We start from the raw sequence: 23,828 nt of genomic DNA on the forward strand, positions 1-23,828 counted from the left end.
TACAGCAACGCAGCGATGCTAAAACTCCCCTCGAGGCGTGAGCGTGAATATGCAAGGGAAGTGAGAGAAAAAAGGTCGAAATATCCCTTAAAAAACAATGCCGGTCACCTTAAGTGACCGGCATTAGGGCTTCGGCCCTGTTTTTTTATGCCTGAAAAGTAGAAAAACTTATCTTGTGACGGGGGCTGTTTCTTTTTGTTGCAAACGGTTGGCATTTGCTAAAACAGCAGTTAACCTGAGAGCGTTACTCCCTCGATATCACAATGGAAACCCGTCATGTTTGAGAACATTACCGCTGCTCCAGCTGATCCAATTCTTGGTTTAGCCGATCTGTTTCGCGCCGATGACCGTCCGACTAAAATTAATCTCGGCATTGGTGTTTATAAGGATGAAACGGGTAAAACTCCGGTTTTGACCTGTGTTAAGAAGGCGGAGCAGTATCTGCTGGAAAATGAGAACACCAAGAACTACCTCGGCATCGACGGTATTCCAGAGTTTGGTAGCTGCACCCAGGAATTGCTGTTCGGGAAAAACAATGCTCTGAGTGCTAACAAACGCGCTCGCACAGCACAAACCCCGGGTGGTACTGGCGCGCTGCGTGTTGCCGCTGACTTCCTCGCTAAAAACACCACAACCAAACGTGTGTGGGTGAGCAATCCAAGCTGGCCGAACCATAAAAGCGTCTTTAACTCCGCTGGCCTGGAAGTGTGCGAGTATGATTATTACGATGCACAGAACCACTCTCTGAATTTCGATGGCCTGGTCAACAGCCTGCAAGCTGCACAAGCTGGCGACGTGGTGTTGTTCCACGGTTGCTGCCATAACCCGACCGGTATCGACCCAACAGCTGAGCAATGGAAAGTCCTGGCAGAGATGTCTCTGGCCAAAGGCTGGTTGCCACTATTCGATTTCGCCTACCAGGGCTTTGCCCGTGGTCTGGAAGAAGACGCAGAAGGCTTGCGTATCTTCGCAGCAAGCCATCAAGAGCTGATTGTGGCGAGTTCCTACTCCAAGAACTTCGGCCTCTACAATGAGCGTGTAGGTGCGTGTACGCTGGTTGCTGCTGATGCAGATACCGTTGACCGTGCATTCAGTCAGATGAAATCTGTGATTCGTGCGAACTACTCTAACCCACCAGCTCACGGTGCATCGGTAGTAGCAACGATTCTTAGCAACGATGCCCTGCGTACTCTTTGGGAACAAGAGCTGTCCGACATGCGCCAGCGTATTCAGCGTATGCGTCACCTGTTTGTAAATACCCTGCAAGAGAAAGGCGCTAATCGCGACTTCAGCTTCATCATCAACCAGAACGGCATGTTCTCGTTCAGCGGCCTGACCAAAGAGCAGGTACTGCGTTTACGTGAAGAGTTTGGTGTGTATGCAGTAGCATCCGGCCGAGTAAACGTAGCTGGTATGACTCCAGACAACATGGCGCCACTATGCGAAGCGATTGTCGCTGTGCTGTAAGCCATAATAGATAAAAAAAGAGCCGCGCAATGCGGCTCTTTCTATTTCTGCGACCTGATTTACCAGACCGGTAATTCGTCCTGCAAGAAGGGATTATGCAGGCGTTCGTAACCGAGCGTCGACAATGGTCCATGACCCGGAATAAACGTCACATCATCGCCCAGTGGCAATAGCTTACGTTTAATTGAGTCGATGAGTGCTGCATGATTGCCCTGAGGGAAATCGCTACGCCCCACCCCACCTTTGAAAATCACATCACCGGAAATCAGTAACTGGGATTGAGCATCAAAGAAAACAACGTGACCAGGTGTATGGCCCGGGCAATGCAGAACCTGGAAGGATACATTCCCTACCGACACAGTGTCACCTTCGTTCAGCCAGCGATCTGGTGTCAGCGGCAAACACTCTTCGAGGCCAAACATTTGGCTTTGTGCCGGCAAACCCTGCAACCAGAATTCGTCTTCTTTTTCCGGCCCAACCACAGGAACACCATAGTGCTCAGCCAGTTCAGCAGCCGCTCCAACATGATCAAGATGACCATGAGTTAACAGGATCTGCGTAATTGTCACGCCTTTCGCAGTAACTTGCTGTTTGATCTTTTCGGCTTCACCGCCTGGATCAACCAATGCTGCCTGCTGAGTTTCTTCGCACCAAATCAGAGAACAGTTTTGGCCGAATGCGGTGACCGGAATAATGTGATAGTTCATGACGCTCCAATACCGGCAACGCTCGCCGGATTCCGTTGTTTTACCAATGCCTTAGTGGCCCGGTATCAATATGCACAAAGTTGCTGCTTGGGTAGTATCCTACACCACCAGCGCGCATAGATAATGCTGCTTTGCGAACATTGCTTAACGAAATCCCTTCAATATGGAAATCCATTGCCTGGCCTTTGGTGTGATAGCTCTTTTTAGCTACACCTCGGCTGTGGGCACGCAACTCATTGTTCGTGTCCAGGGAGCGATAACCAGATACCAGCTGCACCGGTTTGTTGGTTCCTAACAAACCTTGCAGGCGATAAATCTGGTCAAATAATTTAGGATCGATGGATTTGATTTTGTTTGCGCGATAATCACGGAAGAAATGATTAAGCCTTGCTAATTCATCCTGAATATAGCCTTTACCATCGAAAAATTCAGCCTTCAATGACTCCCCGGTATGCAGGTTATTAAGAGTCAGAATGCGTGGGCGCGGTGTTGATAGCATGGCAAACGCTTGTGTTGGTAACAGCGAGGCACCTAAAGCCACACCACCCAACGCCAGCAGCTTGCGGCGGTTTGCGTCAAATTTGTCCATGATGTCCAGGTCTACAGGTAAAAAACGATCGAATAATATGCACTTTGGGCGCACTGCTGGGCACCTTAACCGCCAAAACAAAGCGAGTCAAGGCGTGCAAAACCCAGTAAAACCGGGCCCTGTAGAGGACCCGGAAGGGCTAAGCAATTATTACGACCGCTAATTCATTAGAATTACTGCATTTAGCGTATTAATAGTTCAGCTTTTGAAAGGATTTGTGCGCCTGATCGCGCGGTAAGATCATAATTGTAAATATCTGTACGGTACTGCGTGCGCCCGTCGTCACCGACAAAAGCGGTCAGGTAATAGAGACTCACCGGGATGGTCTGGCGAATGTTAACGTATTTAGTATTGCCATCTTTCAGTTGACTCGAAATCCGGGCATCGTTCCAGCCCGCATCTTGCAACAACATGCTTGCCAGCTCAGAGGCTTTGTTGACTCGTACACAACCCGAACTCAACGCTCGCGCATCTTTCTGGAACAAAGTGTGGTTTGGCGTGTCATGCAAATAGATAGCGTCAGAACTCGGCATATTAAACTTGTAACGCCCTAACGAGTTCTGCACCCCAGGTTTTTGCTGGAAGCGGAAAGGCAAGTTGCTGGCAGTAATAGTTTCCCAATCAACATGCCATGGGTCGATTGCTTCAGCATTATTACTCCAACCGCGTAGCACGCTGTAACCATGACGGTCGAGATAGCCTGGGTCCTGGCGCACTTTGGGCAAAATATCGTTGCGTGCAAGTGTTGGTGGAACATTCCACGGCGGGTTAACGACCACATTATTAAGCGCACTGCTCATCATTGGCGTTTTGCGATCAGGCCGTCCAACGATGACGCGTGAAGCCAATACTTCACTGCCGTTAAGGTAATAGCTCAGAGAATAGTTAGGGATATTTACCATAATGCCGGTATCGAGTTTCTTCGGCAGTAAACGTAAACGTTGAATGTTTAATGCAACCAACGACGCACGTTGTTGCGGTGTGACATTCAGCCAGTCGCGTGTTAATTGCCCGATAGAGCCATCAACACCCAAACCTTGCCATTTCTGGAAACGTTTTACGCCTTCAACCAGCTCTTTGCTGTAGGCACTTCGAACAGCTGGAGTTGATTTCTTTTTCTTCCCAGCCACTGCATCTGGCGTCTGTTGCACGGTTTGCTCGCCGTCTATCTGAATAGCTGACGGGCTAACGGCAACCGCAGTCTTAGAAGCATTGTCGCGCTCAGGTAACGGAATCGAAGGTTCGGCCTGCAACATGCCGGTACGCGCAAGTATTTCCCGTAACGCTGGTACATCATTGCTCCACTGGCCGGGGCGCAAAGTTTCAGCGCTGGTCAGTTGAGGCCATGGACGAGAGTCAGTGAGTAAGTGCACCAACGACTGGTGCAGCTTGGCGTATTGCGGATGCTGAGGGGCTAGCGTTTCAACAAAACTGACTAGCGTCCCTTGATCTACCGCCACTTGCCATTGGTTAATAACCGAGATAGGTGGAGTTTGCAGCTTGTAAGGCTTAGCGCTGTACAACCAGCGATTGCCTTCCGTCGGAATGCCATAAACAAATTGCAAATAGCCCATCATCGCATCAGACAATACAATATCGCGCGATAACCCCGTGACAGACGGATCGGTAAGCAGCTCTACCCAGGTAGTAAACTGTGGTTGGATGCCAGAAATGGCAACTTCGGCAAGTTGCTGCTGGAAGGCCTTCACAGCATCGCGATTCTCCCACATCGGTTTCATCTCGCGGGCTGCATAAAATGCAGACAGCGCATTCAGATAAACCGGAGCGTAGCCTGCAGGCAAATGCGCCACGAGCTGAGAACGGCTTTGTGCGGCAGACATGCCGGTAGAATTTAGCGGTAACACTCCCACCATGGTAGCGGTAGCAGTAGATTGCGGTAGTGGTTGGTCTGGCGAGCTGGTTGGTTCGATACTCACAGCAGAGCTATCAGAAGGAACGACCGCTGGCTCATCGGCCTGCGCCATAAACAGTGGAGCGAAACTCAGTGCCAGCCCGTAACCGAGCGCTGACAGCTTAAAACCGTGCAATTTTGTTAGCAACATCCCTTGCCCCCTGTTTATACCTGTTTTTACATCACCCAGCTTTTGTCGCTGGGTTTTAATAATCAGTATATAAACAGCGAATATTATTTGCCCGTATAAATGTAAATAAAATTAAAGATTAAGAACTCTGAGAAAAGAAAACGCGGGCCGTAGCCCGCGATTTTTATGATGCATCTGTTGTGCCGGCAACCGGCTCGGGAAGCGGTGGTGCAAAGCCCCTGAGTCCTACAACATGGACGTGTTCATGGTTCTGAACAACCTTACGTACTAGCTTGTAGGTGGTGCCTTTTTCCGGGCTGATGTTCTCTGGCGCTGCAATGATCAGTTGCATTTCAAGTCGCTCACACAGCTCAAACAGCGTAGCAATTGACTTAGCATCCAGTCGTGCCGCCTCATCGAGGAACAGTAAACGGCATGGGGAGATATCTTTACCACGCAGTCGGCGTGACTCTTCTTCCCAACTTTGAACGACCATCACCAGAATTGACATACCGGTACCGATAGCTTCACCGGTCGACAATGCGCCACTTTCCGCACGCAACCAGCCATCTGAACCACGGTTTACTTCAACTTCCATTTCCAGGTAGTTACGGTAATCGAGCAGCTCTTCACCAATAGTTTGTGGGGTGCGCTGGCCCATATCAATTTGCGGATTCAGGCGTTGATACAGTTTCGCTAATGCTTCCGAGAAACTCAGGCGATTGCTATTAAACAGATCCTGATGCTGCTCATGTTGTTCCGAAAGCACATTCAGCAATGTGGCATGCGTTTCACGCACATTCACATTTAAACGCACGCTATTTACCTGGCCAAAGGAGACGCTTTGCAACCCTTGGTTAAGCATGCGGATACGGTTCTGCTCACGCTGAATCGTCTTGCGAATGATGTTCGCCGCACTGCGTGAACTGATGGCCAGTTTTTGCTCACGAGAGGTCAACTCTTCCGTCAGGCGGCTCAGCTCAATTTCCATCTGCTCGATAGCTTCGACAGGATCATCGGTACGGATAATATCCTGACGAATACGTTCGCGCAGATGCTGATAAACCGCGACAAAGAACTGAATTTTGCGTTCTGGGCGTTTCGGATCTTCGGACATGCGCAATACATCGCGCAGGTGTTCGTTATCGGCAACGGCCAGACGCAATGCGCCCAACGCTTTATCCGAGATTGAACGCAGCTCGTCGCCGGTGACATAGGCCAACTCGCGGCGATGCAAACGACGCTCTACGCCGTTTTCTTTCACCATGCGCATCACGGCACACCAGCCTGCTTTCGCGGTGACAACATGCTCACGCATTTCGAAATAGCTGCGTTCCAGTTGCTTGAGCTTACGGGTCAGGTTGCTCATTTCTGCTTCGCACATGGTCAGCGCTTTTTCGAGCTGATTACGGCGTGAACGGTTATTGCTCAATGCCGTGTGCAGTTCATCACGACGCGCACGCGCACGCTCTTCTGCACCCAGATCCGCACGAACACCGATATCGCTTAACTCTTTGTGCAGGTCGGTTAACAACTCTTTTTTGGTATCAAACGAACTTTTCAGCGACGCCATTAACTGGCTGAACTGACTCAGTTGCTGTGCATGACTACGCAGTGCCTCACGCGAACGGGTACGTTCAGCTTCAGCATGCTCAAGGCGGTTACGCAGTTTTTCATTTAAATCGCTATTGCCATCGAGCATAGCGGCTGAGTCAGAGTAACCAAAGTGCGCACGACGTTGCACCACTTCGGTCAATGCGAACGCCTGTTGGCGCGCATCGCGCTGAACTTGTTGCGCGTACTGATAATCTTCTTTCAGCTGTTCAAACTGCTCAGGGTCACTTTGTAACACCGAAGCCACAGCTTCGAGTTTCGCCAACTGATTGCCAAACTGATGCAGGAAGCGTGCGGCTTCATCTGCTTCGTCCAGACGTTCACGGATTTCATCACAACGGTCAGCCAGCGTTTCATCACTCAGCAAACTGATGCGCGGCAACAGGCGGTTGAGTTGATCAACGCCCTCTTTCGCCTGCTCATATTGCTGGCGCTGTTGCTGATTGTCATTTTCGTGGTTGCTGATAGCGCGTTCAACTTCGCCACGACGAGTGTTGAGCTGACGAATTTCCACCTCTGGATCATCATCAAACGCCACGCCCAAATGCTGGCCGATGAAACGGCTAAAGGCATGGTGTAAACGCTGAGATTTCTGAACATCAAACGACAACGTCGCGAAACGCTCAGCCAGGGTTTCACGCTCGGCATGGAGATTTTCAAGGCGATTCTCACGTGCTGCACGGCCAAACAGAGGCAACACCGGCAAACGAGAATAACGCCACTGGCGCTCAGCAGTTTTTACCAGAACGGCAGCATTAAGCTCTTCAACGGTAAACACGCTGTCATCGAAGGAAGATGGGTCACCTTCAATCAGATACAGGTCTTCCGGGCAATCTTCGAGATTATCCAGTTGATCACGAACCAGTGACAAATCTGGAACCACGATTGCATGACGCGATGGACCGTACAACGCAGAGAAGTACGGTGCGTCATCGATGCTAATGTCGTCATAAATTTCTGACAACAACACGCCGCCAAAACGTTCAGCCAGGGCATTTAAACGTGGATCCTCAGCACCACCAGGTTGGCTAAGACGTTCAATTTCATCGTCGATAGCACGTTTACGCGCTCCCACTTCATCACGTTCAACCGTGACTTCACGCTCGCGCTCAAGCAGTTGCTGCATGTATTCAGTAACTTGCTGGCTGCTTTCAAACTGCTCATGGCTCTGCTCGCACAACTGGGTAAGGCTGGTTTGTGCAGAAAGCCAGATCGGTGCACGGCTTTGGAGGCGTTTGATACGCGCTTGAATCTGCTCTTGTTCCTGGCGCAAGTTTGCACGCTGATCGCTGGCATCAGAAACGCGTTGCTGTAAAGTTTCGATGCGCTCAGAAAGCTCGTCGTGCAGCACTTCAAGATCTTCTGGATCGAAATGTTTGCCTTGGCGCTTGCAGAACTCGGCAAGCATGCGCTCGGCTTCTTGCTGTTCACGCAGGCGTTGTTCAAGTTCATTAAGACGCGCTCTGAGCGGCTGAACTTGTTCCATCAGGTGACGCTGGTTGTTACTGTCACGCAGTAATTCACGCGCGACATTCCAGGCTTCACTACGACTCACCGGGCCATTGATAGCAGTGACTAGCTGATAAGCATGCTCAAACTGGCTATGCGCCGTTTGTGCAACACTCATTTTCTGCTCAAGTGTCAGCAGTTTTTCGGTTGTTTCCTGCTCTTTCGCCTGGAAGGTTTCCAGCCACTCTTCCGCGCTTTCAGCAGTCAAATCTGGCAAGTGACAAAGCGCGCGAGCGCGATCAAGTGCTTGCAACGCTTGCTGGTATTGAATAGCACGCGTCTGTTGTACATCGAGTGCTTGTTGGTAGTCGGCCAGTTGGCTTTTCAGCTCATCGACTTCCAGCTCGGCAGCTTCCGCGCGGGCTTCATTCTCTTCTTGCTGCTCTGAGGCTTCGGCAACAATTTCATTTTGTTCTTCGAGGCGCATCTGCAGTTCGTCGAGGTCAGCTTCGTAACGCTCGATTTTTTCCTGCTGGCGAATCGCCGTTTGCACCAGGTTCAGGTGGTCACTGGCCGCCTGATAATCAGTTTCCAGATCCCCTTCCGCACCGCTGTGTTCTGCAAGCTCGCGAGCCATTTCGACATGTTTGTATTGCTCTGCGGCAAGTTGCTTGCGGCTGGTCAATAGTTCACGACGGAATTCGAGCGCTTTATCCAGGTGGATACGACGTTCATTGGCGTGGCGCATGTAATCCGCAGCTACATAGTTAGTCGCTTCAGAAATCAAATGCTTAAACAGGTCTCGGTCTGACTGGGTGACGCGAATCGCTTCAAGCGTCATACGGTTTTCACGCAAAGCCGCTTCCATATCCTGGAACGCTTTACGCACACCGCCGTTTTCTGGCAACAGGTAGTCGCGCAGTGAACGAGTAATGGCGCTGGAAATCCCGCCGTAGAGTGAGGCTTCGATAAGACGGTAGTACTTGCTACGGTCGGAAGCACTGCGCAGACGACGTGCAACAATGCCCAAATCGAACATCAACGAGTGGTAATCGGTAATCGAGCTGAACTGTTTAAATTGAACGCCTTCGATGGCTTCCACTTTATCTTTCAGCTCTTGCAAACTCAGTACGCGAGCCTGACGCTCATTTAGCGTTTCCGTTAACAACTGAGTTGGCTGAATAGAAGAAGGTAAACCTTGAATTGCAAACGGTTTGATGTCGACTTTACGGTCACGGCCAGCTACTTGTTGCAGGCGCACACCGACCACAACTCGCTGATTACGTGAGTTGACCACATCGAGCAAGGAGTAGCAGACACCCGCTTTTAACTTGCCGTGCAGACCTTTGTCACGTGAACCTGATGTGGCCCCCGCTTCGGTGGTGTTACGGAAGTGCAACAGGGTTAAGTCCGGGATTAGCGCGGTTACAAACGCCGCCATAGTAGTGGATTTACCGGCACCGTTACCGCCAGAAAGCGTGGTCACCAGTTCATCTAAGTCAAAAGTACGCGCGAAGAAACCGTTCCAGTTAATCAGCGTTAGTGAGCGAAACTTACCGCGTTCAATCATTCCTGTTCATCCTCCGCGTTATCTGAAGCCAACTGCGACTCTTCAGTTTCATCATTGAGTTGCAAACGAGTCTCTACCGGCATCGCTTCTCCATCGCGGATCATGCGGAGTTGCGCTTCACGCGCATCGTCGCCAGCACGTACATCGGCACCAAAGCGGAATACTGATTCGGTAATGCGGAATTTGCTGCTGTCATGGCCCATAAACCAGATCATGCCAAGACGGCGTAAACGCGTTAATGAGGCACGGACTTTCTCTTGCAGCTTTTGACGGTCGAGATCTGAGCCAGTAGAACGGTTATTCACAAGCTTAAGCAGCTTGCTTTCATCCGCAAGCGTCAACAGTTCATCGTACAACTCGGCCTGTGTGAAAATACCTTCGTTCGCCAACCGTTCTGGACTGAGATAGAGGTAACAGAGAATTTTACCCACCATCATGTCCAGCTCAGACAGCACTGAGCGCGGGATCAGTGTGGTGGAGCGCGGACGCAAATAGAAGAAACCTTCCGGCGCGCGAATCAACTCCACGTTATAACGGGTATAGAACTCTTCCAGTTCATCCTGGAAGTCCATCAAATAAGCATGATTATCCAGTTCATCGAGCCCAACATGGCGACCGGCGCGCAGTTGGCTATCGAGTGCTGGGAATAACGGATTGGCCAACGCCTGTGCCAGTTTTACTGGCATCACTTTTTCAATATTTGTTGATGACATGCGCCTGTACCTTGGCTCCGTAATCGTTAATTGCCTGCCACTGTGGCGGCAAGCCAGTAAAGTCTGCTTCAGCCACACCCAGACGTACCGCCTGGTCGACTACGATTCTCGCCACATCAAAATGGCGTGCGCGTGGGTATTGCGCCAGATAGTCCCGCATGACAACGCCCAAATCTAGTGGCACTTGTCTGGTTTTGTAGACCTGAAGTGCAGCTTCGATCATTGCGGCGAGTTGTTCACGGATTTCATTGAACTCTTCGAATTCCAGATCGCTTGGCAGTTCACCCATCACTTCATCGTCACGCAACGTCATTTCTTCATCGCGCATATCCAGCAGACGATCGGCGTTAGCGTAGGTCAGAGCCCATGGAGCATCGAAATAGTTTTGAACCGACACACGCAAGCGTTGCGCAAAGACGCGGTTTTTATCCATATCGATGGCGGTACGAATGAATTTATGAACATGGCGGTCATAGCCAATCCACAGGTCAATAGCCTGCTGGCCCCAACTGACAATGCGGTCCAGTTTGCTTTGCAGATCAAACACCAGACGGTCAACAAAGTGCAAATCGTCGCGCCCCAGAATCGAATCCTGAATACGCAATAAATTTGCCTGCAATTTATCACCCGCAGCTTCCAGGGTGTCCTGCAACTCACGTAACGTACCCGATGTTTCGGACAGCAGCATTTCACAACTGGAGATGGCTGCACGCCAGTCTTTGTTCAGCAGCTGCGCGATATCATCTTTAACCTGTTGCTGGTGTTCATCCATGATGCGCTGTGTGAGATCGATACTGTCGAAAATCTCGGCGACTGAATATTTTAATGGTGCGAACACGTTGCGATGCCAGTGGAATTCATCACCACCTTCATCTGCTGAATCGGCTGCGCGCTTCAATTCACCGGCGACTATCGATAACTGCATAGATAAACGCAGCGTTGAAAACTCACGTTGGCGAATGTAGTAATCGGTAATGCCAATACCGAGAGGCGTCAGGCGATAAATTGCATTGCCTTCATTAATTTCACTGACGAAACGGTTGATCAAACGCTGGCGCACCATGTCATTAATGGCGTTGTTGGCACGAACGTTAATTGTTTCGCTAGTTTGATCAAAGCCTTCGCTCACATAACGGAAAGCGTCAATCAGCTCGCCTTCACTCATTTCGCCATCTAGCCGCTCACCGTTTAAGGTCGCGATCGCCAACAGAAACGTCAGACGCTCTGTAGGCAGCGAAATCGAGTAGTCATTTTTCCTGGCCCAGGCAACCAGCTCCGGCACTGTCTGGGAAACATCACTCATAATTTTTCCTTGGCTCAAGCGGCTTGATTGCTGTCACGTGGATATAGCGGCCGAGGCTAACAAAAGGTTCCTGGCGGCAATAACGCGTTTCCAGTTCAAGCAAATTCTCAAAACCATCGTGTTGTTTATGCTTATCACGCAAGTAATCGTGAAATACTCGCACACCGGTTTTACCGGTAATCTGCCAGCCAATTTGCTCCAGCCAGTGATAGACCTGTTCTGGCTGTAGCGGATTGTCAGGCGAAAGCGTTTTCCGTTTGTTCTTTTTCATACCCTGAAGAACATATTCAAAGTTGCCGACAAACATGTTCCGCATCAGCAAGCCGTTAGCATTGTAGAACATCAGGGATAATGCACCGCCGGGTGCAAGGCAATCCCATAATGTTTTAAGTACGGCTTGCGGATCTACGACCCATTCCAGCACCGCGTGAAACAATATCAGATCAACCGGTTTTTCCAAATGTTGGCCAATATCCTGAGCGGAGGAATGTACGAAATGCATGTTGCCGCTCACACCTTTCTCATCAGCCTGAGCTTGAGCACGAGAAATCATCTCAGCGGAAACATCACAAAGCAGAACTTCATGGCCCCGCTGCGCAAGACCACACGCAGTTTGCCCTTCGCCACCACCCGCATCCAAAACGAGGATTTTTTCAGGCATAGTTGCCAGCAAAGCATCAAGGTCTTGCCATAAGATGGCCTGGCGGAGCTGTCCTTTGGTTGTACCGTAAATGTTGCGTGAGAACTTCTCAGCAATATCATCAAAATTGCGGTCACGCACGGGTACGGCTCCATGGGGGAAAAGGGTTCATACAAGAAAGTGGGTATTTTGGCACAGCTGCGCCAGGAATGAACCCGTCTGGTGTAATATCACCAGCGTTTGCCTATTATATGGCTAAAAAGGACCCATAATTCATGCTTTTTATCCTGAAAAAATTTATCGGTGGGCTACTGCTGCCTCTCCCTTTTTTATTATTGATGATGGGGGTGGCGCTTTGCTTGTTGTGGTTCACTCGTTGGCAAAAAAGCGCCAAAGCGCTATTAAGCGTGAGCTGGTTAGTTTTACTGCTAATTAGCTTACAACCGGTGGCCGATAAAATGCTCAAGCCCATCGAGGATACTTACCCAACGTGGCGCGGTAGCGAAAAAGTCGATTATATCGTGGTACTCGGTGGCGGCTATACATGGAACCCAGAATGGGCACCAAGTTCCAATCTTATCAGCAATAGTTTGCCTCGCCTGGCGGAAGGGGTGCGCTTATGGCAGGCAAATCCTGGTGCAAAAATGATCTTCACGGGCGCCAGAGCAATGACCAACCCGGTGAGTACCGCTGAAGCGGGCGCGCGAGTTGCCGAAAGTTTAGGTGTACCGCGCTCGCAAATAATTACCCTTGATGAACCAAAAGATACTGAAGAAGAAGCCGCTGCGGTGGCAAAAACGATTGGCCAGCAGCCATTCTTATTGGTGACCTCAGCTTCCCATCTACCGCGGGCAATGATTTTCTTCCGCAATGCCGGCTTGCACCCTATTCCGGCTCCAGCCAACCAACTGGCAATCGAATCACCGCTGAATCCTTGGGAGCGTATAATTCCATCACCAATTTGGTTAATGCATAGCGACCGTGTTGGCTACGAAACCCTTGGCCGCATCTGGCAGTGGTTGAAAGGGCCGTCAGGCGATCCAGGGAAGTAAGTTTTTCGCAGCCATGTCAAAGGCGGGTCGATTAAGTCGGCCCGTCTGTAGTAATTGCGCTACACCATCCCACAGAATATACAACCAACGTCGCCACAGAAATGACTCCGCAACCGGCGCTCGTTGTAAATAATGCCACAGCAGGTTTTCTGATTGGCCAGGCTCAAACAAACGGAATATTTCATATTCACGCGGCGCCCAAAGCGTGATTCCAGGATTGACCATCGCCAGAAGCTGATCGCTGCGCCCATCTTTTAACATACTGCTAAGCGTAAAGTTGCCATGCACCAGTACACAGTTGTCGTTAAAGTCTTCGAATAAACGCGGCAAACATTCACGGGTGCGGAACAAAATGCGCCTGTCTTGCATCGTCAGGCCATTATTTGGGTATTGATTGATGGTTGCCCACAGTGTTTCAACATGCTGCCGATACCATGAAGGCCAGATATTTTCTTGTGTGCTGTCGACGTTGCCGACACATCCACGGCTATCGACGCGATGCCAGGCGAGAAGCCCTTCAACAATTTGATCTTTTAGATGCTCCCAACGATCGGGTGTGCGAGTTGGCGCTTCAACAGGAACACCCCGTAGACGCTCCATTAACAACACATCTGGCCCCGGCGTCTCGTCATGAGTCACCACGCCATAAACCACAGGCATGCGAACCGTTCCGGAACGCGCTAGCATGGACATTTTCCATGCTAGCTGAGCTGCAAGACCCGGAGTACTAAAACTTTTAGCCAGCAATGACATCGCGTTGCCGTCACTGTCATACAGCGACCACAAGGTGCTATTTGGCTGTTCATTGATACATTCAATCCGGCTTAGTTTTTCACCCAGCAGATGACTCAATTCCTTGCGTAGCAACTCCATGACTCATTACCCCTTACAACACTGGTGTTTTTATAATGAGCTTGCTGACGCAGGATGTCATCACTCTCAGATCAATATGCCTTCAGATAATAAAAAACCGGCGCTCAGCACCGGTTTTTTTCTAAGGATTGATACCTGCAGATTAAATCATCGCTTGTCGTACACGTTCTAAATCTTCTGGCGTATCAACACCAATACTCGGGACTTCTTTCGCAACGGCAACATGGATTTTTTCACCATTCCACAGTACGCGCAGCTGTTCGAGCATTTCGATTTGCTCAAGCTGGCTTGGCTCCCAAGTCACGTACCGACGGATGAAACCTGCGCGGTAGCCGTAGATACCGATGTGGCGTAAAAGGGAATCACCGATCTGTTCACGCGATTGTGCAAAGCGGTCTCTGTCCCATGGAATGGTCGCACGAGAGAAATAAAGCGCGTAGCCCTGCGCGTCCATCACCACTTTTACTGCATTCGGGTTAAACGCTTCTTCGGCGGAGTCGATTGGCACAGCAAGTGTTGCCATACCGGCCTGACTGTTCGCAAGATTACTGGCAACCTGGCTAATGATCGCCGGTGGGATCATTGGCTCATCGCCCTGCACATTCACAATCACGGTGTCATCGCTAAAACCACATTTTTCAATAACTTCAGCAAGACGCTCGGTGCCAGATTGATGATCAGCGCGAGTCATACAAACTTCGCCGCCCGCGGCTTCCACTGCACGAGCCACGTCCTCATGATCGGTTGCCACAATGATACGTTCAGCACCCGATTCGCGAGCACGTTCCATAACGTGAACGACCATCGGTTTGCCATTGATATCTTTAAGCGGTTTACCCGGTAAGCGTGTAGAGGCAAAGCGGGCAGGAATTATTGCCACAAAACTCATGGATTTTTCTCGTCAGAAGTCAGAACTCGAGCTTCAGTCTCCAGCAGCACCGGAATACCATCGCGCAGAGGAAACGCCAGATGATCAGGTTTGCAGATAAGCTCCTGCTTTTCCTGATTAAAGTAGAGCTTGCCGTTACAAACCGGACAAGCAATGATTTCAAGTAATCGATGATCCATGGTTACTCCAGAATGGCTGCCATCAAAGGCAGCAGAATAACATAACTTACTCGCTCTCCGGGCTAATTTCCCAGCCTTCACCCCATGATGCCGCTAACGTGGCGGGAATATTCCCGAGCCGAATCAAGGTTGCACCCTGCCAGTGAGCAAAATCGGTTATGGCCTTATGCAGGCCATTAATCAACGAGATACCAGACTTAACACCTTCTTCAAGATACAAGCTGATAATTTCCAGCTCGTCACTCTTGCGATGCATTTTGGCGTCCATTCTTCCCACCAGAACTCCTTGATGCAGCAACGGCAGGACGAAATAACCGTATTTACGTTTCTGAGCAGGGGTATAACACTCCAGGCGATAAGAGAAATTAAAAAGCTCTTCAGCACGTTTACGATCCCAGACTACAGGGTCAAACGGTGATAGCACCGCACTGTGGGTAGCTCGCAAGGTGTTTTTCTCAGCCTTTTCCAGCAATGGCCATTGGTCGCGATGCAACCACATCTCGCCAATACTCTCAACATTAACAGGAAGGACGATATCTTTTTCCTGCCATTGGGTTAGCAGTGGCTTAATTGAGACATTCTTCAGGCGATAATAATCGGCCAGCCATTCAGTACGAAAAATACCAAGGCTGCGCGCGCTGTTTTCTAGCATTTGCTGTTCAGCATCTGCCTGATGAATCAAATGTAACTCGTCGTTCCAGTGCGGCAGTACGCGTGTAGTCAGGTCATAGACTCGTTGGAATTTGCGCCGCTCAATCACCATTACTTTCCCGGCAGTGAATAGACCTTCCAGGTGTTTCTTGTGCGGTTTCCATTCCCACCAGCCACTGGAACCTTTGTGGGGGTGTTCAAAATCAGCGGAGCGCACCGGACCGTTGCTCTCGATGTGCGTTAAGAGTTTTTCAATCTCATCGGCGTGCTCCACCATCCATTCCGCGCGATATTTCCAGCCCATTTTTTCGGGATTGAGCATGCGGTGACGTATCAGCGAAAAATCTGTTCTCGGTAAAAAACAGGCTTCATGCGCCCAATACTCCATCAAATAACCATTCACCAGCGCATCATCAAGCCAGGTTTGTGGGTAACTGCCTAATCGGCTGAACAGCACCAGGTAAGGGCTGCGCGCAACAATATTGATGGTATCAATTTGCAGAAGGGACATACGGGAGATGGTGGCAACAACATCGGCGGCTCTAGCACGGCGACGAGGCTTTACCAATAAGCCCTGCGCCGCAAGATGAAGGTTACGGGCTGCACGTAAAGTCAGTTGCGGTACGGACATGAAGGAATCCTGTCGTCAGCAAACTCGAATTCTGGTGCGGAAATGAGCTCTTATCGCACCAGCGCCAATAGTGATTGCAATAATTCGTCGGCCTGAGGCTGGGCAAGGTGCGCATCGACCGGCAAATACCACCAGTTATCGTGCCCTGTAACGAAAACACGGCATTTAACGGCATCTTTTTCAGTCATCAGTAGGGTTTGCCCCGGCTGGACTAATTTAACCACATCACTTTCACTCAGAGCCTGATGGTCTGCGAGACTAACCGTATTAACTGGAGTTACGCCACATTGCTGCAAAGTAGCAAAAAAACGGGGGGGGTGGCCAATTCCGGCCATAGCAACCACATTTTGCAACGTGTGCGCAGGCTGGTGCTCTCCGGTAAGCAAATTAACCGCATCGCCCGGGCGCAGCGTCATGGCTATCTCACCAGTCTGAGCATTGCCACCATTGGTGATAATTGCATCGACAGAAGTCAGGCGCCCTGTTCTCTCACGCATTGGGCCAGCGGGAAGCCACCATCCGTTACCAAATCGCCTGACACCATCAACGACCACAATTTCTTTATCACGCCCAAGGGCGTAATGCTGCAAACCGTCATCTGTAATGATCAGCTGTGGCTGTACTTTTTCAACGAGCATTTGCACAGCATCACTTCGACGAGGCGCAACCGCTACAGCAGCACCAGTGCGTTGATAAATAAGGACGGGTTCATCGCCTGCCTGCAACGTCGTCGTGAACTGATCAAGCAGCAGCGGATAATGCTCAGATTTACCGCCGTAACCGCGAGAAACAACACCAACGCGAACTCCGCGTTGGTGTAGCTGTTCGACAAGCCAGATAACAACTGGCGTTTTACCGTTACCTCCGGCAGTCAGGTTACCCACGACCACCACAGGTACCGGCGCATGCCAGGTTTTTTTAAAACCTAATCGATAACTCAGACGAATAGCACCGCTCACCAGGCCATAAAGCCAGGAAAGCGGTAAGAGCAAAAGGTAGAGAGGAGATTTACCCGACCAAATGCGTTCTATCATTGCCCGAATTGCATCCTGTGCAGTTGCGCGTACACACCGCGATGCTCAATCAGTTCTGCGTGTGGGCCACGTTCCACGATACGGCCATCTTCAACAACCACGATTTCATCCGCCTGTTCAATGGTTGATAAGCGGTGAGCAATTACCAGGGAAGTACGGTTTTTCTGCAGTTCATCAAGCGCCGCCTGAATGGCACGTTCTGATTCCGTATCCAACGCAGATGTCGCTTCATCAAGAATCAGGATTGGGCTGTCACGCAATAATGCGCGAGCAATGGCGATACGCTGCCGCTGACCACCTGAAAGAAGCACGCCATTTTCACCGATGATTGTATCGAGACCATTTTCCATCTTATTGATGAAGTCCATGGCGTAGGCCATGCGCGCGGCATTCTCGATATCGCTACGGCTATACTGTTCAGTACGCGCGTAAGCAATGTTGTTAGCAATCGTGTCATTGAACAAGTGGACGTTTTGCGAAACGAGAGCAACCTGATTACGCAAAGAAGATAAGGTGTATTCACGAATATCTACGCCATCGATAGTAATACTACCTTCCTGGATATCGTAAAAACGCGTCATCAAACTGGCGATCGTTGATTTACCCGAGCCGGAACGCCCTACCAATGCCACTGTTTTGCCAGCAGGAATGGTCAGGTCGATTTTACGCAAAGCAGGTATTTCGCGACCTGGATAGGTAAAGGTTACGTCACGGAATTCGACATCCCCTTTCGCACGCTCAATTACGCGAGTTCCTTCGTCTTTCTCTTGCTCTGAATCGAGGATAGAGAACAGAGTCTGACATGCTGCCATACCGCGCTGGAACTGGGCATTGACGTTAGTCAGCGATTTCAGTGGGCGCATCAGTGCAATCATGGAAGAGAACACAACGGTGATTGTACCAGCGGTCAGAGTTTCCATGACACTCGGGAAGCTTGCCGCGTAAATTACGAAGGCCAACGCCAGAGAGGCAATGAGCTGGATAATCGGGTCAGAAATAGACGAGGCCGATACTAGTTTCATACCCTGGCGACGCATACGGTTACTGACTTTGTTGAAGCGCTCGGTTTCCACTTCCTGGCCGCCAAAGATCAAGACCTCTTTGTGACCTTTCAGCATCTGCTCAGCACTGGTCGTTACCTGCCCCATGGTGTTTTGCATGTTTTTACTGATATTACGGAAACGCTTGGAAACCATGCGAATCGCAAAGGAAACGATAGGTGCCAGAACTATCAGAATCAGCGAAAGCTGCCAGCTATACCAGAACATCAGCACAAACAGGCCAATGATGGAGGCGCCTTCACGTACTACCGTTATCAGAGCACTAGATGAGGATGAAGCAACTTGTTCAGAGTCATAGGTGATGCGCGAAAGTAGTGTCCCCGTAGACTGTTGGTCAAAGAACGAAACCGGCATTCCCATCATATGGCTGAACAAGCGACGGCGCATGTTCATCACTACCTGTCCTGAAACCCAGGAAATGCAGTAGCTTGAGACATAGCTCGTGATGCCGCGCATCACAATAAGCCCGATGACAACCAGTGGCATCCATAACAAAACGGATTTATCCGTTTTACCAAAACCATCATCCAGTAACGGTTTGAGCAGCGATAGCATAAACGTATCGCTGGCTGCGTTGAGGATTAACGCAATCCCAGCCACGATCAGACCAGCTTTAAAAGGCGCAATCATCGGCCATAGACGGCGGAAGGTCTGCAATGTGGAGAGATCTTTATCGTTCTGCATTAAGTCGAACCAGCATTTGATGAAATAGCCGCATATTCTACCCATTATCCCGGGATACACCAAACCACTGATGATACCAACGGGGTGAAATTTGTGCTCTGAAGCTATTGATTTGCCATTTATCACTATTTATGTCGATAGTGAGTTGGCCCGATTGCGCGGTGTCATACCATTTGTACCCCTGCGACTGGTAGCGTTGAACTACTTTTTCGGAGGGCAAATGCCAGGCGTTATAGCGCGATGAAGAAGATAACGCAGCACTTCCAGCGACGGCACGTAACAAAGGTGCACTCGAAGATGTACGGCTACCATGATGAGGGACCTGAATGATATCAGCATGTAAGGTACCCCATCGCCTCTTCAGCATAGCTAATTCCGCTTCAGCTTCCACATCTCCGGTTAATAAAATACGAACGTTACCGTCACTGACCATCACAACACATGAGCCGTTATTACCTTTCATCAGCGGCTGTGCGGGAGGCCACAGTACGGTAAATTGCAAACCCTGCCATTGCCACTGGTCCCCTTGAAAACAAGAGTGATGTCCTTCCCTGCGCAATGGGCTGCGAATTTTTAGTGCTGGCCATTCACGTTGCAAACTAAGCAAACCGCCACGGTGATCCAGATGCTCATGGCTGATGATCGCTTGTTCGGGAGATAAATGGTGCCAACGCAGCCACGGGATAATCACTTGTTGAGCAGCATCGCCGCCAGGCCAGGCATTCCCTGCATCATAAAGAAAGACTTTCCCATGGCGGACAATGGCTATCGCCAATCCGTGCCCAATATCCAGCATGTTCACTTGCCATGAATTGTCTCTCTTCTCAGCCCGTATTGCTGAGGTGAACAAACACAACGCCAGAACAATCACTGATAGACATGAACTACGCCACAGCGATAAACGATGGATAATAACTACGAGCCAACCACTTAAGCTCAGAGCCTGAAAACGCTTATCGACCTCTAGCCAACCATCGGGCAATAAAGATAGCGCGGTAAAAAGAAGAGCCAGCGACCGGTCGACACTCCACCAGAGATATTCTCCAAGCCACGGAACCAACGTAAATACCAGTCCTGCCAAAAGTAGAGGAACCACAACAAATGAAATGAGCGGCACTGCTACCAGGTTCGCAAGCAAGGCACTGACACTGATGCCATGAAAGATAAAAATTTGTAGTGGCAACAACAAAATCATAATGCCAATTTGCAAATGTATTAGCGCTAATGGGTAACGATAGAACCACTTAGCAGTTGCGATGTATCGAGGGAGCGGCATCCACTGATACCAGAAAATAAGTGCCGCAACAGCCAGTGCGGATAACCAGAAACTGTCTGATAAAACGGTTAAAGGATCATAAATCATGATACAGGTAATGCAACAAAGCCAAACCTCCCAACCCGACCAATTCCGGCCTTGTAACCGCAAAAACAGCCAGATAACAACGCCAATCAATGCTCTCACTGCCGGGGGATTTCCTCCCGCGAGCCAGGTATAAATCCCAGCGGCAAGTACACTTGCGAGTAACGGCATTCGGAAATAAATTCTGTGGGCGGGAAAAGCCAGTTGCAGTAAACGAGCGATTAACCAGCCAATCATCGCTGCCAATGAAATATGCATCCCGGAAATAGCCATCAGATGTGCAGTTCCACTTTGGCGCAGCATATTTTTTTGCTCGTCACTCATCCCATAACGTTCACCAAATGCCAGTGCAAGAATAACGCCTTGATAGGGTAACGCCTGGGTTGCAGTTTCAACGGCAGACAACCACCGGGCACGTAAGCCACACTGCTGCGTAATACGCTGAGCTGAAATAATCCGCGCCCTTAAAGGTTGGTGCTGCGCAAGAGCATAACGCTGGCTATCGAAGCCTCCTTCGTTGAGTTGCCCATGCACAGGGCGAAGATATACTTTCATGCGCCAGCGTTGCCCTGCACAGACACTTTCTGGCAAATAACTACTCTGGCTCCTGATACCTAAAGCTGGAAAAACCATTCTCCCCGCAACTGAAATTATCTGCATTTCATGATCTTGCTTGCCATCACTGCGATTAATGACGGCTTCAACAACAACAGGTTTACCCGTCCACTCCTCAACGGGGATCAAGATTTCTCTAGCAGAAAATAAGGCCCAGCAGCAACAAAGTATGCTCAACGCAAAATAACGTGCCAATGGATGACGAATGAGTGCGACACCCAGGGCAGCCATGAACAATATTGCAATGACTGGCCACCCTGGAATAGTGGGCAACCACAGCAGAGGTAGGGTACCAATAATTGCACTACAACATAGCCCGATAAGATTCCTCACAGTGCCTCCTTGTTGCAGGCAAGTTTGAGGTATCCTGGCATTTGCGTCAGCCTGGGTTTATTGATTACACGAGAAGGGTTCCACAGATTTTATGCTATTTGAAAATGAGCTGAATATTTTTGCGAGGGGACTCGGAATTAGAAATTTCAGACATAAAAAAACGGCACCCGAAGGTGCCGTTCTTAAGAATCAAATCCGAAGATTTAATTGCCGTAAATATTGGCGCGGTCACGTAATTCTTTACCTGGTTTAAAGTGCGGAACATATTTGCCTTCCAGATCCACTTTGTCGCCAGTTTTAGGGTTACGTCCGGTGCGAGGTGCGCGATAGTGTAAGGAAAAACTGCCGAAACCCCGGATTTCAATACGCTCACCTTGGGCGAGAGTAGAGGCCATATGCTCCAGCATCTCTTTCACTGCATCTTCTACAGCTTTCGCCGGGATGTGAGATTGCGAAGTTGCCAGTCTTTCTATCAATTCTGACTTGGTCATGATTCCTCCGGTTTCCTTTCAGGAAAATTAACTTACAGCTATCAATCGAACAAGGGCGGCCGTAGCCGCCCTGATTTAGTGCTCAGACGATTACTCGCCTTTAGCTGCTTTAAATGCTTCAGCCATAGCGTTAGAGAAGTTCGGTGCATCTTCCTGTTTGTTGTTAACAGTAGCGATTGCATCTTTCTCGTCAGCTTCGTCTTTAGCACGAACAGACAGGCTCACAACACGGTTTTTACGGTCAACGCCGGTGAATTTAGCTTCAACGTCGTCGCCTACGCTCAGAACCAGAGTTGCATCTTCAACGCGGTCACGGGAAGCTTCAGAAGCACGCAGGTAGCCTTCTACGCCATCTGCTAATTCAACTGTAGCACCTTTCGCGTCTACTGCTGTTACTTTACCAGTAACGATAGTACCTTTCTTGTTCAGTGCAACGTAGTTGTTGAACGGATCTTCTGCGAGTTGTTTAACACCCAGGGAGATACGCTCACGTTCTGCGTCAACTTGCAGAACCACAGCCGCGATTTCGTCGCCTTTCTTGTATTCACGAACTGCTTCTTCGCCTGCAACGTTCCAGGAGATATCAGACAGGTGAACCAGGCCGTCGATGCCACCGTCCAGGCCGATGAAGATACCGAAGTCAGTGATAGACTTGATTTTACCTTCAACGCGGTCGCCCTTGTTGTGGGTTTCAGCGAACAGCTGCCATGGGTTAGATTTGCACTGCTTCAGACCCAGGGAGATACGACGACGTTCTTCGTCGATATCCAGAACCATAACTTCCACAACATCACCAACGTTAACAACTTTGGATGGGTGGATGTTTTTGTTGGTCCAATCCATTTCGGAAACGTGAACCAGGCCTTCAACGCCTTCTTCGATTTCTACGAAGCAGCCGTAATCAGTCAGGTTAGTCACGCGACCAGTCAGTTTGGTACCTTCTGGATAACGCTTAGCGATTGCGACCCATGGATCTTCGCCCAGTTGTTTCAGACCCAGAGACACACGAGTACGCTCACGGTCGAACTTCAGTACTTTAACGGTAATTTCATCGCCAACATTCACGATTTCGCTTGGATGCTTAACGCGTTTCCATGCCATATCAGTGATGTGCAGCAGGCCGTCAACGCCGCCCAGATCAACGAATGCACCGTAGTCAGTAAGGTTCTTAACGATACCTTTAACTTCCATGCCTTCTTGCAGGTTTTCCAGCAGTTGATCACGTTCTGCGCTGTTTTCGGATTCGATAACTGCACGACGAGAAACAACAACGTTGTTACGCTTCTGGTCCAGCTTGATGACTTTGAACTCAAGCTCTTTGCCTTCCAGGTGCAGAGTGTCACGTACCGGACGAACATCTACCAGTGAACCTGGCAGGAACGCACGAATACCGTTCAGCTCTACAGTGAAGCCACCCTTAACTTTGCCGTTGATGATACCGACCACAGTTTCAGCTTCTTCGTAAGCTTTTTCCAGCGTGATCCAAGCTTCGTGACGCTTAGCTTTTTCACGGGACAGCAGAGTTTCGCCAAAGCCATCTTCAACAGCGTCCAGAGCAACATCAACTTCGTCACCAACCTGGATTTCCAGTTCGCCAGCAGCATTTTTGAACTGCTCAATCGGAATTGCAGATTCAGATTTCAGACCGGCGTCAACCAGTACTACGTCTTTATCGATAGAAACTACAACACCACGAACGATGGAACCCGGACGGGTTTCGATTGTTTTAAGGGATTCTTCAAAGAGTTGAGCGAAAGATTCAGTCATGTTGTTAATCTTCAAGGTTCTTTAGTTTAACGTCCATTTAGCATCCCGCCGAATGGGGTTGTTTCACATACCCCGCCATTGGCTCCATGCCGACAGGGTTTAGGTTACAGGGGT

Annotated in this window: 18 protein-coding genes; 2 read left to right on the forward strand and 16 right to left on the reverse strand. The window is 49.8% G+C overall.

The genetic code is table 11. From position 1 onward, the window contains the following. Positions 1-276 precede the first annotated feature (276 nt). Positions 277-1,467, forward strand: a complete 1,191-nt coding sequence (locus tag LVQ77_RS05825; protein ID WP_064517556.1) for an amino acid aminotransferase — start codon at positions 277-279, stop codon at positions 1,465-1,467. 59 nt (positions 1,468-1,526) lie between these two features. Here LVQ77_RS05825 and LVQ77_RS05830 read toward each other — a convergent pair whose 3' ends face one another. The 7 genes from LVQ77_RS05830 to cmoM all read right to left on the reverse strand — a co-directional run bounded on the left by LVQ77_RS05830 (position 1,527) and on the right by cmoM (position 12,235). Beyond that, positions 1,527-2,174, reverse strand: coding sequence for an MBL fold metallo-hydrolase (locus LVQ77_RS05830; protein ID WP_232865000.1), 648 nt, complete (start codon positions 2,172-2,174; stop codon positions 1,527-1,529). 40 nt (positions 2,175-2,214) lie between these two features. Further along, entirely contained in the window at positions 2,215-2,763 is a 549-nt protein-coding gene (gene mepK, locus LVQ77_RS05835) for a peptidoglycan L,D-endopeptidase MepK (protein WP_232903948.1), read from the reverse strand. A 182-nt stretch (positions 2,764-2,945) separates the two neighbouring features. Beyond that, positions 2,946-4,826, reverse strand: a complete 1,881-nt coding sequence (ldtD, locus tag LVQ77_RS05840; RefSeq protein WP_232903949.1) for a L,D-transpeptidase — start codon at positions 4,824-4,826, stop codon at positions 2,946-2,948. Between the two features lie 163 nt (positions 4,827-4,989). Then, positions 4,990-9,438 carry a chromosome partition protein MukB gene (gene mukB, locus LVQ77_RS05845; RefSeq protein ID WP_232903950.1) on the reverse strand — a complete coding sequence of 1,483 codons (4,449 nt, stop codon included), beginning with the start codon at positions 9,436-9,438 and terminating at the stop codon, positions 4,990-4,992. Then, complete coding sequence (gene mukE, locus LVQ77_RS05850) at positions 9,435-10,151, reverse strand: chromosome partition protein MukE (protein ID WP_034456346.1); 717 nt, start codon at positions 10,149-10,151, stop codon at positions 9,435-9,437. Before mukE ends, mukB begins: the two co-directional genes overlap by 4 nt. Next, complete coding sequence (mukF, locus tag LVQ77_RS05855; protein WP_064517543.1) at positions 10,132-11,454, reverse strand: chromosome partition protein MukF; 1,323 nt, start codon at positions 11,452-11,454, stop codon at positions 10,132-10,134. The genes mukE and mukF overlap by 20 nt, the downstream gene beginning before the upstream one ends. Continuing rightward, positions 11,447-12,235 (reverse strand): tRNA uridine 5-oxyacetic acid(34) methyltransferase CmoM, encoded by a 789-nt coding sequence (cmoM, locus tag LVQ77_RS05860; protein WP_232903951.1) that lies wholly within the window; start codon positions 12,233-12,235, stop codon positions 11,447-11,449. Before cmoM ends, mukF begins: the two co-directional genes overlap by 8 nt. Before the next feature lie 134 nt (positions 12,236-12,369). On the opposite strand from cmoM, the gene elyC reads away from it, so the two are divergent. Continuing rightward, positions 12,370-13,146, forward strand: coding sequence for an envelope biogenesis factor ElyC (gene elyC, locus LVQ77_RS05865; protein ID WP_064517541.1), 777 nt, complete (start codon positions 12,370-12,372; stop codon positions 13,144-13,146). Here elyC and LVQ77_RS05870 read toward each other — a convergent pair. The 9 genes from LVQ77_RS05870 to rpsA all read right to left on the reverse strand — a co-directional run bounded on the left by LVQ77_RS05870 (position 13,126) and on the right by rpsA (position 23,714). Continuing rightward, a complete protein-coding gene (locus tag LVQ77_RS05870) occupies positions 13,126-14,019 on the reverse strand; it encodes a YcbJ family phosphotransferase (protein ID WP_232865005.1) in 894 nt (297 codons plus the stop codon). The genes elyC and LVQ77_RS05870 overlap by 21 nt on opposite strands. A gap of 142 nt (positions 14,020-14,161) precedes the next feature. Then, a complete protein-coding gene (gene kdsB / locus LVQ77_RS05875) occupies positions 14,162-14,908 on the reverse strand; it encodes a 3-deoxy-manno-octulosonate cytidylyltransferase (protein ID WP_232903952.1) in 747 nt (248 codons plus the stop codon). Continuing rightward, the gene (gene ycaR / locus LVQ77_RS05880) at positions 14,905-15,087 is read right to left on the reverse strand and encodes a protein YcaR (protein ID WP_034456356.1); all 183 of its coding nucleotides are present in this window, start codon (positions 15,085-15,087) and stop codon (positions 14,905-14,907) included. Before ycaR ends, kdsB begins: the two co-directional genes overlap by 4 nt. Positions 15,088-15,133: 46 nt before the next feature. Continuing rightward, positions 15,134-16,369 (reverse strand): winged helix-turn-helix domain-containing protein, encoded by a 1,236-nt coding sequence (locus LVQ77_RS05885; RefSeq protein WP_232903953.1) that lies wholly within the window; start codon positions 16,367-16,369, stop codon positions 15,134-15,136. A gap of 50 nt (positions 16,370-16,419) precedes the next feature. Further along, on the reverse strand, positions 16,420-17,403 hold the full coding sequence (lpxK, locus tag LVQ77_RS05890; RefSeq protein ID WP_232865007.1) for a tetraacyldisaccharide 4'-kinase: 984 nt from the start codon (positions 17,401-17,403) through the stop codon (positions 16,420-16,422). Next, positions 17,400-19,148, reverse strand: coding sequence for a lipid A ABC transporter ATP-binding protein/permease MsbA (gene msbA / locus LVQ77_RS05895; protein ID WP_232903954.1), 1,749 nt, complete (start codon positions 19,146-19,148; stop codon positions 17,400-17,402). The genes lpxK and msbA overlap by 4 nt, the downstream gene beginning before the upstream one ends. A 37-nt stretch (positions 19,149-19,185) precedes the next feature. Continuing rightward, positions 19,186-21,456, reverse strand: coding sequence for a ComEC family protein (locus tag LVQ77_RS05900; protein ID WP_232903955.1), 2,271 nt, complete (start codon positions 21,454-21,456; stop codon positions 19,186-19,188). Positions 21,457-21,659: 203 nt separating this feature from the next. Beyond that, positions 21,660-21,947, reverse strand: a complete 288-nt coding sequence (ihfB, locus tag LVQ77_RS05905) for an integration host factor subunit beta (protein ID WP_034494322.1) — start codon at positions 21,945-21,947, stop codon at positions 21,660-21,662. Positions 21,948-22,037: 90 nt separating this feature from the next. Beyond that, entirely contained in the window at positions 22,038-23,714 is a 1,677-nt protein-coding gene (gene rpsA / locus LVQ77_RS05910) for a 30S ribosomal protein S1 (protein WP_064517522.1), read from the reverse strand. Positions 23,715-23,828: the final 114 nt, after the last annotated feature.

Source organism: Buttiauxella cochleicola (assembly GCF_021282435.1).
GTDB classification, from domain to species: Bacteria; Pseudomonadota; Gammaproteobacteria; order Enterobacterales; family Enterobacteriaceae; genus Buttiauxella; species Buttiauxella massiliensis.